The organism is Populibacterium corticicola (assembly GCF_042683685.1).
GTDB lineage: Bacteria > Actinomycetota > Actinomycetes > Actinomycetales > Cellulomonadaceae > Timonella > Timonella corticicola.
The window spans coordinates 779,879-796,995 of the sequence record NZ_JBHUOP010000001.1; the positions used below are offsets into that span (position 1 = coordinate 779,879).

Here is a 17,117-nt window from a genome sequence, read left to right on the forward strand (position 1 = left end):
TGCAGAGTATGGCACACGTCACAAGGAAGATTTGCGACGAGTTGTCATCTCCCCAGGAGATCGAACCTTTATGCCGCTGGATGAGCTGAACCCCAATAGTCGAAGGGCTGAAATTGGTCCGGGTGCACAGATTTTAGTTGTGCACCCGGACCAATTTCAGCCCTTCGGTTTTCCGGCGCTTCACTATCCATGCCACGGTTGTGTTAGAAATCGGATTGTGCCGCCAACGCAAGTTTCTTGGACCAATCAGTGAAGTAGGCCTTTAAGTCACTGGGAGATGGGCCCTGTTGCGGGAAGTCTGCGTCGTCAAATCTCGTGATATTCGCCATTGATTCAGCTACAAAGCCCAAGTGGAAACCAAGGTCAATCTCTTGTGCCACGGCGATCGCTTCGGAACGTGTACTTGTCTGCAAGAGAACGTAGAGGTCAGAAAAGTCACGCGGTTCCGTACGCGTCATAATTGTGGCGAGCTTTCGCCCCAGCATCTCGCGCTCGCTAACTGTCGGCCCGAGTGAAGTATCCGCAAATTCAAAGAGCGGTGGCGCGTCTTGAGCAATGTCAACAAGGGTGGAGTCAGGACCTTCTGAGATCTCTATGCGTACGAACGTATCGCTCCACCTAACACGTTCCGTCGACCATCCTCGAGTCTCGGACATACGGATTAATGCGTCTGCGGCGGTTGTCACCGCTCCTGCCCTTGATGTGAATAAATCAATATCTTCGGAGGGGCGGGTGGTCACGCCAAGCGCGCTGAGTGCAAGTCCGCCATGGACTGCGAAGCCTTCTGACTCGGGCAATTCAAAGAATCCCTGTGCGATTTCGGTCTGGAGCGGGGTGGGACCGCTCTGCGTACTGAGGATCGCTTTGGCTTCAACTGTATTTTCGCCTCCGGTGGGTGCCCCATGAGCCGTGCGGTTCCTAGCCAATTGCCGTATCTTCGCGCTCGATGAGGTGTCTCCAGTGTGGCGCTAGGTCGCGCGGCAGGAGAAGGTCCGGCCAGGCGTCAATGAGCAGGGAAGCATCGAGGATGCCAAGCATGTCCTCGGGTGTCCCTTCGGTCATCACAGCCCTGTAGGCGCGGATGCGGTCAGCTCGGTCTGCAAGGTTTAGCGTGCGGCGCTGGCCCGACCATGCCACATGCTTGGGCAAGGTTATGGTCCGTGTGGCGCGATGTGGAGAGAGTTGCGGTAGTTGGGATGGCACGAAGTAGGTGAAACCGCGCGGACCGGGGACTTCACGCCACGTGGGTGTCGGGACCAGGGTGAGATCGTGGCCAGTGCTGGCTAGGAGTCGCCTCAACGTGTCAACTGTTGGTGATTTGCGACCGTTTTCGTAGGCGGATATCGCTGTACGCGTAGTTGCCGAGCTATTGGCTAGTTCCTGTGAAGTTAGGCCTGCGTGGGCGCGGGCATCGCGCAGTAGGGCTCCGGCGTCCATCTGTTCCCTCCGTCACATCTATGTATCTCATCGTATACGTTGCCTAATTGTGTGACAAGCACTCCTCGTCGACTTTTTCTTGTGTCAGAAGCACCAGCCCAAGCACGCGACTGCTTGTCGACGAGTCGGCTCAGTTGAGCGGTTCGGGTTACGTGGCTTGGCTGGTTGCTCTGCGCCCCAGTAATCGAAGAGCTGAGGGTTTCCCGGACCGGCTTCGGTGGGACTCCCCTGTATCGGAATATTTGGTGAGATCGCACTTCGTAGATCCGTTATGAATCCAGCCGGTTCTTGCTTGGATAGACCTGCATAAAGATGGGTTGGGTTCGCAAGTGCGAACCCAACCCATCTTCTTGCCTAGCAGACGATTACCTCTTGACGGTTACCGTCTTCTTTGCGGAAGCAACGTTGCCTTTCTTGTTGTAAGTGACAACGCGAACCTGATACTTCGTACCGGCCTTAGCCTTCTTCCAGGTAAAGGACTTGGCAGAGGCCTTGGCTTTCTTCACCGTTGTCCACTTCTTACCGTTGGTCGAAACCTGAACACGGTAGGACGTGATCTTCGATCCGTTGGCCTTAGCACCAGACCAATTGACGGTGATCTGCTTCTTCTTTTTCGACGAAACAGTCACCTTTGGTGCAGTCGGCTTGCCTACCGGCGTTACAGACTTTGCAGCGGTGTAACTACCGGTTCCCACCGATGAGGTTGCTGCTACGCGGAACTCGTACTTTGTTCCGTTGGTCAACTTACCTGCAGTGAACTTGGTGGAGGTTGCCGTTCCAGCTGACTTCCAAGCAGACCATTTTTTCTTCTTGGCGTCATACTGGCGGCTCTGAATCGTGTAACGAGTGATCTTTGCTGTGCCTGCAGCCGGTGCCTTCCACGACAGAGTCGCCTTACCGGTTGCTGCTTTAGCGGTGAAGTTGGTGGGGGTGCTTGGCGCTTTGGGTGGTGTAGCAGTTTTGACTGAACCTGCTGCGGCAGGCCCATCCCCTACTGCGTTTACTGCGATGATCTCGTAGTAGTAAGTTGTGCCATTCTTTAGTCCGGCAAGTTTGAGGCTTGTGCTTGTGGAGGTCATGGTTGTCCAACTCGTGGTTGTGGATGGACGGTAGCGGACCTTGTACGAGGTTGCCTTGTTAGTACCGCTTGGTGCGCTCCAACTCAATGTGACTGTGTCGGTGGTTGCAGTTGCCTTGGGCGATCTGGGCACAGCAGGAACATCAATCGTTGTGGTCTTCTTTGTTGCTGACCACACGGATGATCCCACTGGGTTGTTGGCCCGGATACGGAATTCGTATTCTGTGCCTCGCGCCAAACCGTTCACGGTATATGAAGCAGCATCACGGGCAGTAGTGATTGCACTTGTTGGCCATGGCGTTTCAGGGAAAGTGACCTTCCGGTGTTGGACAGAGTAGGTTACGTTTCCGTTTGAGCCACGATCGCCGCCCGTAAGAGCCTTCCAGTTGACTGTGATGGCAGTGCCGTTGACGGTGAGTGAGCCGATGGATGGTGTGGTTGGTTCGTTCTCGACGGTGAAGGTTCGTACATCGGATACACCGATTACTGCACCTGCTTCGTTGAGTGCTTCGACCTGCCAGTAATACGTGCCGTTCTTGAACGCGAAGTCACGGCTGGCCGCATAGGTTGCAGTCGTGCCCACCGGCACAAACTGGTTTTGTACGGTTGTCACCTTGTTTGCGGAAGCAAACGTCGTGGAGGTGTTCAGTGACACTTGGTAGGAACTAGCACCGGCTACGCGGTTCCACTTGAGCACGCGAGCATTTGGCTTGAGTACCGTGTTGTTCGCGGTTGTGAGTGTCGGTTTAAACGCCTGCCCGCTGACCGTGAAGTTATCTTGGGTGCTGACGGTTGTCGTAGCTCCGTTGCGGTCGAGCGATTGAATACGCCACTGGTATTCCCCGTCTTTTGGCCGTGGAATGGTGACGTTGCGTTGTGTGAGTGCCGGCTTGTTTGATACATAGCCAATTTTGGTCCAGGTAGAAGAACCAACCGGCGCGTATTCAACTCCGTACTTGACTGAGGTATCTGAATCGCTCCATGTGAATGTCACACCGCTAGCAGTAGGGTCTACTTCACCTTTGAACTCACTAGCACTAGGTGGTTTCAGCTGGAACTCGAATCCCTCATTATAGGTTCCTACTTCACCACGTGCGTCAAGCGGCGCGGCGGAAAGCGTGTAGTTTCGACCGTAGGCAAGATTTAACGGAGTCTTTTTCTCAACATCACCCTCCGCATATTGCCACGAGTTTCCCTCAACCCTTTCCGACAAAACAGTGGTGTTAGGTTGACTGGTTGTGTCGATAATACGGACGCTGTAACCAGCAGAACCACCGTACTTTAAACTATCAGCCTGGTAGGGCTCCCATGACACATGGAATTGATCGGTGCTAACTTCAGAGGCTGTGTGCCCTGAGGTAAATTGCACCTTCGGTGCTTCCTTTTGGAATGATTTGTGCTTGTCTACACCGTAAACTTGGCTGTCATACTCACCTGCTGGATTAACGTCGCAGGACGGCTCATTTCCTTTTTCCCATAAACAACCTGTAACCGACCAGTTGTAGCCTTGCGTTGTGGTGTAGTTACTCAATATTCCGTTTAGGCGAGCTGTGGTTGCGCCATACACATAGCTGGTAACTACCCATCCACCTTCTGTTTGTGTGCCTTGTCGGATCCGCACCCTTGTAATAGGCCAGTCCCCTGGCAATGGGTCCCACAAAAGTAGCGGAGTTGCGCTACCTACTTGACTGTCGTCGATTGACACACCGCCCACATCCATAACTCGCAGCACTGGTGCTGGTTTAGTGCTAGTTTCTGCGGGCAGGATTGTGAAGTACCGTAATGCGCTATAACCAGTGAATTCAATGCTCTCATCACCGTAACTTGGTATGAGCTTACCTTGCGCGTTCGTGTCGAATGCTCGCACAAACCACGCGTATGTTTCGCCGACCTGTAGATTATCCGCGTGACTTGGAGTGTTAGTTGCCACAAGACAGTTTGCGTTGAGTGTTTGATAGTTCACACCAGTCGAAGCTACGTCCCGGGCTGTCGCGCGCATTGGTGTCGCGTCAGTATTTGGAGTGATACAGGTTTTCTTCTTATCAAAAGAAAACCTGCCGTTTTCTCGAGCGGCTGAGACTTCCAGTTCGTAGTATGCGGCGCGCGCCACTGGATGCCACGCAAACTCAAGGTCCGTCAAGGAAATTTCAACAGGATTGCTCGACTCTGTTCCTTGGGTGGTCCAGTCGATCCCCGTCGATGTTTTTCGCAGTTGTGGATTTGGCGTGGTGCCGTCAAAAGCCTCACCGACGTTACCACCCCATGAACGCCTAAATTGCCGAACTTCAGAAGGTACGCCAGGCTGGCCATTTGCATCGTACGCGGTTACCTGCCAATGGTAAGAAGCACGCGTCAACTGCCTCTTAGGAGTATAGGAAGTTGTCGGCACTTTCGCCGTGTGTACGAAGCCCGCGCCCTCTTCACCACTAAGTTTGACTTCGTAATACTTAGCGCCCTTAACTTTCGTCCACGTAAAACGAACATCATTGAGCTCTGGCCAAGTCTCAGTTTGCGGGCCGGGAAAGGTCAGGTCGGGCGTGGAGTCTGCCCATACCAAGACGAAGCGGTTATTATCCGATGTCTTTCCGACTGCCTTCGCTGCTGATGTAGCACCGTCAAGCGGGGTGACACGCCAGAAGTGCTCCTCTTGCCCACCGAGTAGTTTCAAACGAGAGATCGGAAAGTCCGGAGAGAGCGTTGTGGAGGTGGTGTACCTCGTAATTGCGCCAGCGAAACTTTCGTTGGTTGAGTATTCAAACTTGTAGCCCGAGGCCCCGGGGACTTGTGGCCAAGAGAAAGATACATCCTTACTTGGGTACGTCACTGTACCGCTAGGTGTGTAGTCTTCGCCAGCAGGCTGTAATGCGCCACGATCAAAGAACTCGTCATCTGACCACACTGGAGTACTTGAACCTGGGTAAATAGCACCGACCCGCCATGTATAACCTGTCACCCCAGATTCCTGAATCGAATTCAGTAGTACCGTTGGTGCCCAGGACAAGGCCGTGGTTTCAGTTGATGCGATAGGGGTTCCAACCGAACCCGTTCCACGATAGACCTCGACTTTATAGCGCGCGGCGTCTGAAATGGGTTTCCACGCGAGGAGGACGTTACCGGTGGCAGGGGTACTTGTTTGTGAAGAGTTGATTTCGGGGGCAACGGTTGTTGCGGTCGCGGGAGCCGCGAGTCCGAGTGTTACCGTTAGTGCCGCGCTAACGGCGATGCCTAGCAGTTTTCGTATTCGCATGAGGATCCTCTGTGAGGGAATGTGGACGTCACCATCTTCATCGGCGTGATCTGCTCAAACCTTTACGCCGTATCAGCATGCGAAAAGAGGGGTGTCTTCCGTTGGAAGACACCCCTCTTTGTCGTAGCTAACTGCTAGTTACTGCCGCGTTCCGGGAGAAACACGTTGTCTGTCGCTGGCTTTGGCATGGTTTTTTCGTTGGCACCATCGGCATTGTCAGGGTTAAGGTCTCCGAGAACGCTGGTGTCGTAGTCGAGGACATAGGCTAGCGCCGAAAGTTTGAAGGAAAGTTCCCCATCTTCAGCTGCAAACTCGCCGCTGGCACCGTCGCTGGACTTGAGTGGAGTCACCTCTACACTGAAGGCGAGAATGGCGCGTTCTGATCCTTCTTGTAGGGCAGTGGAGAACTGTCGCACTTCTTCGTATGTTCCTTGTACCACGATGTCTAGTGGCACTTGGTAGAGGCCGTCTACCGTAGTTGACAGTGCGCCGGTAGCGGTTGGTGCGGCACCTGAGATGGTTTCCGGTGCGGCTTCCGTTGTTGCTTCGCCTTCTGTGGACGATGTTGGGGCGTCTGGGTCAGCCTCGGCTGCGGGTGCTGCCTGTTTCGTGGAGGTGTAAGGCACCACACGGACAATACCAGCGCTGCTGTCTACGGAAATAAGGTTAACTTGAGCATCTTCTGCAGACCTTTCAAGTTCCTTCGTGAGCTGAACGTAATCGATGTCGCGTGGGATTCGAACTTCCAGATCGTGTAACTGCTTACGGTAGTCATCGATCTTCTCGAATTGTTGACGCAACCTGTTTACTTTTGACTCGAGGGCAGCGTTGGAGGTTTCAACGGTTGTTGAGTCCTCTTCTAGCTTTGATGATTCTTCGCGCACTGGGGAAAGCACAAAGGTCCAGGCGATGAGAATCATTACGAGCGCCACAATTATTGCGCCTGCGACCCATGTCTTTTGTGTTGTAGGCATGACTACTCGTCCACCTCGTTGTCTTCTTGTGGTTCGAATCGGCCAGAGTAGGCTTCCTCGGTGATTCGCACGTTGGCTTCAACGTTGTAGGTCACTGTGCCGTCAACGTCTTCGTAGGTTGCGGTACTGAGGCGTGGGTCTTGGAAACCTGGGATCGAGTTGAGTTCGGCTAGCCATGCTGATGCGTCCGGCACTGTCAGAAGATTTGCGGTGAAGGTGAGTTGGCCGATGGAGTCTGACTGCAACTCATCGACTATGCCAGGGCCTGCTTCGTTTGGGGTTGCCGCAGTTACTGCTAGAGAGGTGATGATGCCGTCGTCAGGAACAGTTGCAGCTATTGCCCCGAGGTATTGGTTCCAGAGGATTTCGCGGTACATGCCGTCGCGTAATGCTGTTTCTGACTTATCGATCTGGTTAAGCACGAGGGGAACTTCAGCGTATTTGAGTTCTTCAGCTTTGAGTCGTGCCGTTTCTTCGATTGCTTTGTCGTAGCGGTTTTGTGCCACGACTTGCTCAACCTTAACGGCAGCGTATCCAAGTCCTAGGACAAGGACTAGTCCAAGTAGATAGACACCCATTCGAATTTGCAGGGCTTTGAGGTTCCGCTTTTCGACGATTTCTACCGGAAGCAGGTTCACTTGCGGTGGTGCGCTGTAGTTGATTCCGGCTTCTTTCAAAGCCTTCTTTGACGTTGTGAACCGTTTTGCGCTGTTGGTCGGTGCGTCGTCTTGTTTTTTTGTTAGCACACTCATCAGGCCACCCCATAGGCTAGACCGAGAACAGTCGAAAGCATTTGTTCGGAACCTTGTACTGCTGAGAGGTCAACGCCCTTAGCAACTTTGACGCGTTCGAGCGGATTGGAGAGTTGCACTGGAAGTCGTGTTGCTGAGGAGAGGTACTGACCGAATCCGTTGAGTAATGAGCCGCCACCAGAGAGAATGATTGCATCGATTGGCGCGCCTAGGTTTTTGGATTGGTAGTACACGAACGTTGAACGGATTGACTCAACCAGTGTGGTTGTAGTTCCCATGAGGGCTTCAGCGGCGTGGGCTCTATCCGGAGTGACTTGCATTCCTACACCTATCTCACGTTTGGCTCTTTCAGCTTCTACTAGGGTGCAGCCAAACGCGTGTGCGACGGTGTCCGTTGCTTCTTGCCCACCGTGAGGGATGACACGGACGAAGCGCGGTTTGCCATGCTCAGCGATTACGATGTTGGTGATACGAGCTCCAACGTCCACGATCGCTACCGTGTATTGAGCTAACTCGCCTTGGGTCAAAGCGCGCTGTATGGCGAATGCGTTGAGATCGACCACCATGGGGCGGACTCCGCCGGATTCTGAGGCAAGCACATTGGCCGTTACGGTTTCACGTATAGCCGCTACGAAAAGCCCTGCTACATATCGACCATCTGCAGTTTCATACTCGTCTGTGGGCACGAAATCCAGTAGCGCATCGCCTGCAGCAGTTGGAAGTAACTGCTGGGCTTGATAGGGCAACGACTTTTTCAGCCCATCTAGTGGCTGCCATGGCAAGTCAGCTTCACGGACAATCACACGCTGATTGCCTACACCGATTACCACATCTTTAGACGAGAACTTCCCTTGCTCCCATAACAGCTTGATCGTTGAGGAGACAGTACCTGGTTCAACGACCTCTCCGTCTTGGAGCGCGCCGATAGGCAAAGCTACTTGCGCAAATTTAGTCAGAGTTGCATCTGTACCGAACTTGCCGGATGAAATGGATAGTTCAGCGGCGCGTATCGCCGTCGAACCGATGTCTAAACCGACTATGGATGTCTTCGCCACGGAAGCACCTCTCTCAGAGCCTTCTTATGTCTATGTGGGCTATCGGCATGGATCGCCCCATTCTTTACTGCGCTACGCGTTGGTTAGAACACAAATGTGTTCAGGTACCAACTGGACAGTGTTGGTGCTGTGATGAAAGTGATGAGATATCCCAAGATCATCCAAGGGCCGAATGGGATTCCGTCTTTGCGTCCTGCCTTACCTAGGGCGATGAGTGTGAGGGAGTAGATCCCCCCGAGCAGGAACGGCATGAAGGCTCCAATTATGAGGTACTCCCACCCAAGCCAGCCGAGTGCCATCCCGAGAAGTCCAGCAAGTTTGACATCTCCAAATCCCATTCCGCCCACAATACAGAGCAGGAAGTAAAAGACGTACAGGATTGCTCCTGCTAGGAGAGCGCGCCACATCCAAGTGATTGGTTGTGACATGACCCAAGTCGCTACGGCGAGTAGTGCTGGGAGGATGATGTAGCCGGGCAACACTATTTTGTTGGGTAGTTTTTGTGTGTCGAGGTCGATGAAAGCTAACGCAACTCCGATTGCTCCGACGTAGAGGAATGGTAGGAGCACAAGGAAGTCGTCGCCTGTCCAAATTGAGCTTTCAAACTTCCACGCTACGCTGGTGAATACCAGTCCTGTGAGGGTTTCAACGACCGGATAGCGCGCGCTGATAGGGTCTTTGCAATTCCGGCATTTTCCGCGCAATATCAGCCATGACAGTACGGGGATGTTGTCGTATGGTTTGATCCGGTTACCGCATTTGGGGCAGGCGCTTGGCGGATGGTTAAGATTTTCACCTCGGGGTAGCCGCCAAATCACGACGTTCAAGAACGACCCGATTGCAAGCCCAAATAAACCACATAATACTACAAACAAAACTTACCCCTGCCATTAACCGTAAGAATTCGGTAACAACGGAACATCATTTGGTAACGTCGCGAACCGAACGAGTCACAAAGTTGAACTCGTTATTGTCCTTGCTGCCAGGGACAGAGAACCGAATGTTCTGGTTAGAGTAGGCGCTGACCTCACAGCCGTAGACTTGTCCATACAACGGCGTGGCACTTGTACCGAGACGCACCTTCTTACCGGAGTATAAGAAAAGTTGGACCGATGGCTCCGAGTTGGTAATCCCATTGATGGTGTCCATCTGATTGAACTTCACATTGGTGAAGAACAGTTGGTAGGGGCCACCCGAATGACCGGAAGTCGTAGCATCGCATTGAGTTTGCCCATCATCCGCAGGAACAACAATTCCAAAGACCGGTAACTTACCAGTCACGCGGGGCCCCCGTACCGTAAGCGAACCGTTTCCTGCGGTCGAAGAGTCAAACCTTCGAGCAATAATGTAGACATCACTATACATATCTATCTCGATATGCCCGTTGTGCCATTCGAAGTCGCAGTCAGAGAGATCAATAACGGTTTTGGTGTTAAAAGCAAACTTGTGTGTACCGGTATTGTTAACGACACACTTGCTCCCGGACCGTGATCCGCCGACTGAAGCCAAAAAAGAACCACTGCTGATAACGTTTGCACCAGTGAACAACTCATCATTCTTCGTGATGAAGGGGAAATTGATACCAACTTCCTCTTCTTTGTCCGGAATGAGTGCATCCGGAACTGGCTTTTCGTTAGCGCTCAGTTGTGCAGAAACGGCTGCCGAGTCCCATAATACGCCGACCGAATTATGTGAGGTGCGGAACCATTCGTTACCTACCACGTCTTTAGAATGTGCTACATGAATACTCTTTCCCGCTCCAAGACCACTGTGAAAATTGGGGTTTGTGAGCCTTGTAGCATCTGAAAGATATACGTCACCGCCGAAGGTCGTTGACGCATAGTTCGGAAAAAATTGCCCACCGACATATAAATTATCAGCAAATTTCTGAGCAGTGGAGTACGTGACATCACCAGTTACATAAACCGACTTTTTGAAGTCACCACCTGCAAGTTCCAAGTTGCCAATAATGTAGGTTGTACCACTAACCTTTAGAGTATTGTGGATTTTGACGTCGCCTACAACGTAAAGGTCACCACGCACTTCAAGATAGTTTGCATCAACTGTTCCACGCGCATACAGGTCGCGTCCTATGACACAAGGGTTGTCAACTTTGATACCGCCTAAAGCATAGGAGTCACCCTCTGTGGATGAGGTCCCACCATAGCAGCCCCAGTATCCGTGAGAGATAAGATCCGCTGGCTCACTGTCAACTGAACTTGTTGAGATGATAGAACCATTGTCTGGCGCGAGCTTAGCGCCTGCCATAACGGCTGCGGTGAAGGTCTTGACCACCTCGGACTCGAACACTCGTTCCAACTGCGCGATGTTCCGTGTTTGGTCTGCCTTCCGGCTGGTTGACACACCGAAGTCAGAAGCTTCGCCTTCGACCACTAGCCGAATGGTTTTCCCGGACTTCAGTGCACCGGTTGAGCACCCACCACCATCAACTGACAGTTCGGTAATTGTGTAAGCGAAGAGCGTGTCACTACCTGCGCTGAGTGTCGTCTTTACCCCTACTTCAGGACAGGCGCCAGCACGCATCTTGACCGTTGCATCGTCGATGCCACCTTGGGCGGCAGCGACTGCTTGAGAGTTAGCGCGCGTTGCTGCCGCTGCTGTGGTTCCTCCGATTGCGCCCACAACCATAGTGATCACAAGAACACCGATGAGGAAGATTGCCGAGATAACGAGGATAAGCGCATTGCCGTCCTCGTTGCGGTTACGTAGTTGCTTGAACATCAGGAGAAGCACTCCCTATTGTTGGAGTTTGGCCAGATGGGACTAAAGGAAGATTCGAATTTGACCGGGGCTTGCCGACGGTCTTGGGGCTGGATCTCATACTTCACATCGAGCGAACCATTAGCAGCGGACGTCAAGATGCCCTTGTCTGACGCTAGGCCCTGAATGAATGGGGCCCAACTGTCTTTTGACCAAGTTCCATTGCTCGCAACCGCTTTCACTGGGCTGGGGTTGGCCACGCCGGTGGTTGTTGAGTAGTAGACGGTTTCGCTGCTCGGGTCAAACACAAATCCCACGCATCGTTGGGATTCGGGTGCGTCGGATTGAGTGCTGTCGGTTGACCGGACTTGAGCAATCAGCGCCTGTGCTCCCCCATCGAGTTCTTTGACCTGGTAGGCGGTCGAGTTGCGCACACTCAATTCGATCCGCTCCATGAGGAGCTGCATGTCGCTGTTACTAGCATTTGTGGTCACTACTGAAGAGGTGGTGCGTTCAGTATTTATAACTAACGTGACTATGGCGACGCTAATAATTCCGAGGAGCACACAGTAAACGATGAGTTCTACGAGGGTGAACCCAGATTCTTTATCTTGATGTTCGGTAGTTTGTGCATTCGCGCGGAAGTTCATCATTGGACTCCTGGAATTGCTACAAGGGTTGTCACGTCAACTACGGGGTCCGGGTTGCGGTCACCATTCCAGGCAACTTTGATACGGAGCACGGCCGGTGGTCCTTCTTCAACGCACGCAGCGTCATCCGGGTCTGCCGTAATGGCTTTGCCGTCTTGCCAAGCTTGGACAGTGACGTGGTAGGTGTTGGCCCGCGGGTCGCCAGATAGTGCCACTTCTTTGTCGTTACGTTCGGTGACAAACATACGGAACGTTTCACAGCTGTTGCTGTTGGCGCGTGCTGCGGTGATGTGTTCGTCGGAAATGCGGGTTGCCGCTGCCATGGTGACGTTGCGCGCGGTTTGCGCGAGTGACTGCACCATGACGGGCGCGGCCGCCATCAAGATGATGCTGAAGAGGACCATCGCGACGATGATCTCTATGAGTCCGAACCCGGACTCGTCGTTTTTCAACTTCATGCTTGTGACAGCCTCCGCAGCAGAACAACGCTTAACCACATGTGTATCGGCAGGTATGGGTGAGAACTTTAATGCCAGCGTGTGCCGGGATTGCATGATTGAATCCAGTCCCAGCACGCGCTGGATGATAATTGCCGACGATTACTCGTCAGTGTTCCACGTTCCCTCTCCCGTTTCGGAAGCGAAAGAGTAAACTTCCGTGGCGGGGAGTTTGGCGTGACCACCCACAAGCAGGTATGCGAGGCGGTCAGTGCCGTCAGTTAACGTGTATGCGAGTGTCACGTCAGGTGAAGCACGGTAACCTTCGAGTTCGGAGCCGTTGGCACCGATACTCGCGGGGTAGATGCCGTCATGTTCTGTGGCATACGCTTCGAGTGCGCGAGTCGCATTGGTGACATCCTGAACAACAGCTGATTTCCAGGGGCTCTCCCGGTATTTAAGGAACTGTGGGATTGCGACTGCTGCCAGGATACCAATGATGACTACGACCACGAGGGTTTCGATCAGGGTGAACCCGCGATCTTTACTATGCCTCGGGGTTATGTGAACGACCATAATGCTCCTCCAGGTTCTGTGTGGAGTGAACGTTGCCGGTGACATGCCGGCTCATGTTGAACACGTGGATACGCAAGAAACTGCGGCGACAACAAAAGTTGCCGCCGCAGTTCCTTAACGAAGTGTCAAGTCAAAACGAGACTCGACTCAGTCGTTCCAGACACCTATACCAGTGTCTGAAGAGTAAGTGTAAGTCTTACCATCGAGTTTTGCGTGCTCACCGACGAGGGTGTAGGTCAAGTTGTCAGAGGTGGAATAATCGAGTGTTACGCCGTCAGAGTTGTTGTACCCCTCTAGATCAGAACCATCTTCTGCAACATCGTCAGGGTACTCACCGTTGTTCAGTGTGGAAGCGGCTTCGAGTGCGCGAGTCGCGTTGGTGACGTCCTGGGTCACAGCGGAACGCCATGCGTTCTCGCGGTACTTGAGGAACTGTGGGATCGCAACTGCTGCGAGGATACCGATGATGACAACAACAACGAGGAGTTCGATAAGGGTGAAGCCCTTTTCCTTCTCGTTCATAGCCTTAGCTACGCGAGCGATCATGTTGATCTCTCCATTTTCTGTTTCGAGTGAATGTTGAGTGTCGCGAAGAGTACCTGCACCCTCTGCTGAAGATGCTCCCTCTCCGTTCCACAATGGGTATCGGTCCCCCGGGTGAAAAACTTTAGAACCATTTTTGAAGAATGTTGAATCGTTACCGTTCCGTTACTCTTCAAGAGTTTTGGGCTACTGTACGAGTTCCATGATGTTGAAGATAGGCAGGTACAGCGCAATGATCATGCCACCAACAACCACACCAAGGAACGCGATCATGAGCGGTTCCAACAGCGCCGTCAACGACTCCGTGGCTGCCTCAACCTCTTGGTCATAAAAGTCAGCGATCTTGGAAAGCATCGTTTCCATCGCGCCAGAGTCCTCACCCACGGCAACCATCTGAGTCACCATTTGCGGGAACACATCATGTTTGGCCATAGGAACAGACAGAGCTAAACCCTGGCGCACGCCATGCTGGACATCCTTCAAGGCATCCTCAATCTGCCAGTTACCGGCAGTGGACCCCACAATGTCTAGCGCCTGCAAAATAGGAACACCAGCGCCAAGCATGGTGGCGAAGTTACGGGTAAACCGGGCGATAGCAACCTTTTGGAACAGCTTCCCAAACACCGGTGCCTTCAACTTCACCGGGTCAACCTTTGAACGAACCTCATCCTTGTGCTTGTTCTTAGCCCACCACACCGAGAAGAACACGAAAGCTACCGCAAGAACCGGTGCCAGCCACTTCATGATCTGTGACATGTACACCAAGAGTTGCGTTGGGCCAGGAAGTTTACCGCCCATCGAGGTAAACATTTCATCAAAAATAGGAACGATGAACAGCAACATACCCACCGTTGCCAAGATCGCCATAATGAACACGACAATCGGGTACGTCATCGCAGACTTAATCTTCGCCTTCAACTTCACTTCGGATTCGAAGTTCTCCGCCAACCCAAGTAGCGCACTCTCCAAGAACCCGCCAGTCTCACCGGCACGAATAATGTTGATCATGATCGGCGGAAAAACGGTTGGGTGTTTAGCAAAGGAACTAGACAGCGCACCACCCTTCTCCACCTCAGCACGAGTCTGAGTAAGGATCTTGCCCAGTTCCTCATTCTCAGTCTGTTCGGCGAGGATTGAGAGCGTGCGCAGCAAAGATAGGCCCGCAGAAATCATGGTTGCCATCTGACGTGACATCACCGCAAGGTCACGCAGCTCAATCTTCTTCTTCAGGAAACCAATCTCGATTTCCTTATTCAGGCCAGACTTCTCAATCTTCTGAATAGAAACCGGAACAAGGCCCATCTGAGCCAGACGCCCAGCAACAGCCTGCTCGTTTGGTGCCTCAATGCGCGCAGAAACAATCTTGCCCTGAGCGTTACGGACCGTGTACTCGTACTCGTGGAGTTCGTCAACTAAGGTCGGCTGATTTGAACTCATGATCACATGCCTCCGTTAATTACGTCCGCGTTAAAGGTCGTTCCAGTACGGCCCGCCAAACGGTTAAAGTCCTCGATGTGGTGACACTTATCAACACCGGTCTCATACGAGATCGCACCCGTCTTCACCAGATCAGCTAGATGCTGGTCCATGGTGTGCATACCCTGGTTTTTACCAGCTTGCATAGCCGAGTAGATCTGGTGGGTCTTACCCTCACGGACCAAGTTACGAATACCAGGCGTCGCAACCATCACCTCGGTTGCCACAACACGACCTGGACCGTTAGCGCGTTTACACAGCGTCTGACACACAACGCCCTGAATCGCGGAGGCGAGCTGAACACGAATTTGCTCTTGTTGTTCTGGTGGAAACACGTCAATCACGCGGTCAATGGTTTGTGCCGCATCCTGCGTGTGCAAGGTCGCAAACACAAGGTGACCGGTTTCTGCAGCAGTCAGAGCAACCGAGATGGTCTCGAGGTCACGCATCTCTCCAACGAGGATGATGTCTGGGTCCTGACGCAGAACATGCTTCAGTGCCGCAGCGAACGACCAGGTGTCCGTACCAACCTCACGCTGATTAACAAGAGCCTTCTTGTGATCGTGCAGGAACTCAATCGGGTCCTCAACCGTCATGATGTGGTCTGGGCGAGTACGGTTCGCAAGGTCGATAATCGATGCCAGAGTGGTCGACTTACCAGAACCCGTTGGACCAGTCACCAACACCAAACCGCGCGGCAACTTGGAGAACGTAGCCACAACCGGAGGAACGCCAAGATCCTCAAGCGGCTTAATCTCACTGGGAATCACACGGAACGCAGCACCAACAGAATCACGCTGCTGATACATGTTCACACGGAAGCGCGAACCACCAGGAACCTGATAAGCAAAGTCAAGCTCCAGTTTCTCCTCAAACACCTCACGCTGCTTCTGCGTCAGCATCTGGTACACGGACCTGCGCAACGAATCCGCCTCAAGGACGTCATACCCCTCCAACGGAGTCAACGCGCCAGATTTACGGAGCATAGGAGCCGAACGGTTGGTCAAGTGAAGGTCAGAAGCGCCATGCTCAACAACCTCACGCAGAATCTCATCGATAACCAAGTCCCCCGCACGCAGCGAGTTGCTCATACCAACGCGGCCCCCCGCGTTGCGATCAGACTCAACTATTCCACGTCCACGACGAGTCGGGGCTTCTGCCTGCCCAGTTGCGGGTGCTGTGGACTGAGGCTGGATGGTCCCAAAGCCACCAGGAGCTTGTACTCCCCCAGCTATGAACCGCTGAGAGCCAGTTGGTGCGGGTAGCACAGCGGTCGCGGAAACAGGAGCCAAACCCACACCGTTAACGGGTGCACTCTGATGCAAACTGGCAAGATCCGCCGCTGGTGCCTGCCCAGCCGCAGCAGGCCCGCGTTGCGGCAACGCAGTAGACACGGCATCCGGCTGAGCCACACCCGCCGGAACCTGCCCACTCCGTCGAGCATCATCCTGCGGCCCCGCGGCAGAAAGCCCCCCAAGAAGACCCGGATGACCACCCGCGTAAGAAGAAGCGGATTGTTGAGGGTTCGTCGGCAATGAACCAGACGGTGCACCAGCACCGCCAACCACTGGAGCGACAGCCACAGGCTGACGCGCACTGGTCCGGGTAACAGGCGGCACAGCACGAGCACTCTCAGGTGAGCCCAACGTAGGCGCCTCGGCAACCGCATTAGCCGCAATTTCCTGGCGGAACGTGTGCGCGGCAGAAGGCTGCGCCCACGAGTAATCAGACTCGCCACCGCGTGCAGCGGCCGGAGCGATAGGCGCACCAACAGACTGCATGCCCGCAGACTGACCAGCTACACCAGGTTGACCGGCACCCGGTTGTCCGGGAGCAACAGCTTGACGCGCGCCCTGCGGTGCACCGCTCGGCTGTCCAATTGCAGGTTGCCCACCCGGCACAAAAGACCCAGCCGCATGCCCAAACGGCGAACCGCTCGGGGCACCCTGGAAAGCACCAGGCTGCGCCGCCTGACCTCCATGGCCACCGACAGCGCCGCCAACACCCGCACCAGATCCATCACGCTGATTGTTCTGGGGATTCGGAAAATTTCCCTGTGGCAGGAACTGCTCAGTCACGCCAGACACCCTTCTCTACAAAGCTAAAAACACGCACGAACACGCAAACGGGATATCGGCACGCCACACACAGAACTTAACCGCAATGCCAGG

The 17,117-nt window shown here is 53.6% G+C and carries 14 protein-coding genes and 1 pseudogene; all 15 read right to left on the minus strand.

Translation table 11 applies throughout. The features are described from left to right. Window positions 1-203: 203 nt before the first annotated feature. The 15 genes and pseudogenes from ACFSYH_RS03570 to ACFSYH_RS03640 all read right to left on the minus strand — a co-directional run bounded on the left by ACFSYH_RS03570 (window position 204) and on the right by ACFSYH_RS03640 (window position 17,024). On the minus strand, window positions 204-926 hold the full coding sequence (locus ACFSYH_RS03570; protein WP_377465139.1) for a nucleotidyl transferase AbiEii/AbiGii toxin family protein: 723 nt from the start codon (window positions 924-926) through the stop codon (window positions 204-206). Beyond that, the gene (locus ACFSYH_RS03575) at window positions 919-1,437 is read right to left on the minus strand and encodes a helix-turn-helix domain-containing protein (protein WP_377465141.1); all 519 of its coding nucleotides are present in this window, start codon (window positions 1,435-1,437) and stop codon (window positions 919-921) included. The genes ACFSYH_RS03570 and ACFSYH_RS03575 overlap by 8 nt, the downstream gene beginning before the upstream one ends. Before the next feature lie 365 nt (window positions 1,438-1,802). Continuing rightward, window positions 1,803-5,468 carry a fibronectin type III domain-containing protein gene (locus ACFSYH_RS03580; RefSeq protein ID WP_377465142.1) on the minus strand — a complete coding sequence of 1,222 codons (3,666 nt, stop codon included), beginning with the start codon at window positions 5,466-5,468 and terminating at the stop codon, window positions 1,803-1,805. 428 nt (window positions 5,469-5,896) lie between these two features. Then, window positions 5,897-6,736 carry a hypothetical protein gene (locus tag ACFSYH_RS03585; RefSeq protein ID WP_377465143.1) on the minus strand — a complete coding sequence of 280 codons (840 nt, stop codon included), beginning with the start codon at window positions 6,734-6,736 and terminating at the stop codon, window positions 5,897-5,899. A 2-nt stretch (window positions 6,737-6,738) separates the two neighbouring features. Then, window positions 6,739-7,488 (minus strand): DUF4006 family protein, encoded by a 750-nt coding sequence (locus tag ACFSYH_RS03590; protein WP_377465145.1) that lies wholly within the window; start codon window positions 7,486-7,488, stop codon window positions 6,739-6,741. Next, on the minus strand, window positions 7,488-8,543 hold the full coding sequence (gene pilM / locus ACFSYH_RS03595) for a type IV pilus assembly protein PilM (protein WP_377465146.1): 1,056 nt from the start codon (window positions 8,541-8,543) through the stop codon (window positions 7,488-7,490). The genes ACFSYH_RS03590 and pilM overlap by 1 nt, the downstream gene beginning before the upstream one ends. A gap of 83 nt (window positions 8,544-8,626) precedes the next feature. Beyond that, entirely contained in the window at window positions 8,627-9,418 is a 792-nt protein-coding gene (locus ACFSYH_RS03600) for a prepilin peptidase (protein WP_377465147.1), read from the minus strand. Between the two features lie 46 nt (window positions 9,419-9,464). Beyond that, window positions 9,465-11,285: a hypothetical protein gene (locus tag ACFSYH_RS03605; protein ID WP_377465149.1), complete on the minus strand. Its 1,821-nt coding sequence runs from the start codon at window positions 11,283-11,285 to the stop codon at window positions 9,465-9,467. Further along, on the minus strand, window positions 11,285-11,731 hold the full coding sequence (locus ACFSYH_RS03610) for a hypothetical protein (protein WP_377465240.1): 447 nt from the start codon (window positions 11,729-11,731) through the stop codon (window positions 11,285-11,287). The genes ACFSYH_RS03605 and ACFSYH_RS03610 overlap by 1 nt, the downstream gene beginning before the upstream one ends. 78 nt (window positions 11,732-11,809) lie before the next feature. Next, window positions 11,810-11,917 (minus strand): annotated as a pseudogene (locus ACFSYH_RS03615) (type II secretion system protein); the annotation flags it as partial. After that, on the minus strand, window positions 11,914-12,372 hold the full coding sequence (locus tag ACFSYH_RS03620; protein WP_377465151.1) for a type IV pilus modification PilV family protein: 459 nt from the start codon (window positions 12,370-12,372) through the stop codon (window positions 11,914-11,916). The gene ACFSYH_RS03620 and the pseudogene ACFSYH_RS03615, both read right to left, overlap by 4 nt. A 141-nt stretch (window positions 12,373-12,513) precedes the next feature. Next, window positions 12,514-12,927: a type II secretion system protein gene (locus ACFSYH_RS03625; protein WP_377465152.1), complete on the minus strand. Its 414-nt coding sequence runs from the start codon at window positions 12,925-12,927 to the stop codon at window positions 12,514-12,516. A 147-nt stretch (window positions 12,928-13,074) separates the two neighbouring features. Then, on the minus strand, window positions 13,075-13,473 hold the full coding sequence (locus tag ACFSYH_RS03630) for a type IV pilin protein (RefSeq protein ID WP_377465153.1): 399 nt from the start codon (window positions 13,471-13,473) through the stop codon (window positions 13,075-13,077). 183 nt (window positions 13,474-13,656) lie between these two features. Continuing rightward, on the minus strand, window positions 13,657-14,907 hold the full coding sequence (locus tag ACFSYH_RS03635) for a type II secretion system F family protein (RefSeq protein ID WP_377465155.1): 1,251 nt from the start codon (window positions 14,905-14,907) through the stop codon (window positions 13,657-13,659). Between the two features lie 2 nt (window positions 14,908-14,909). After that, window positions 14,910-17,024 (minus strand): type IV pilus twitching motility protein PilT, encoded by a 2,115-nt coding sequence (locus ACFSYH_RS03640; protein WP_377465156.1) that lies wholly within the window; start codon window positions 17,022-17,024, stop codon window positions 14,910-14,912. Between the last annotated feature and the right edge of the window lie 93 nt (window positions 17,025-17,117).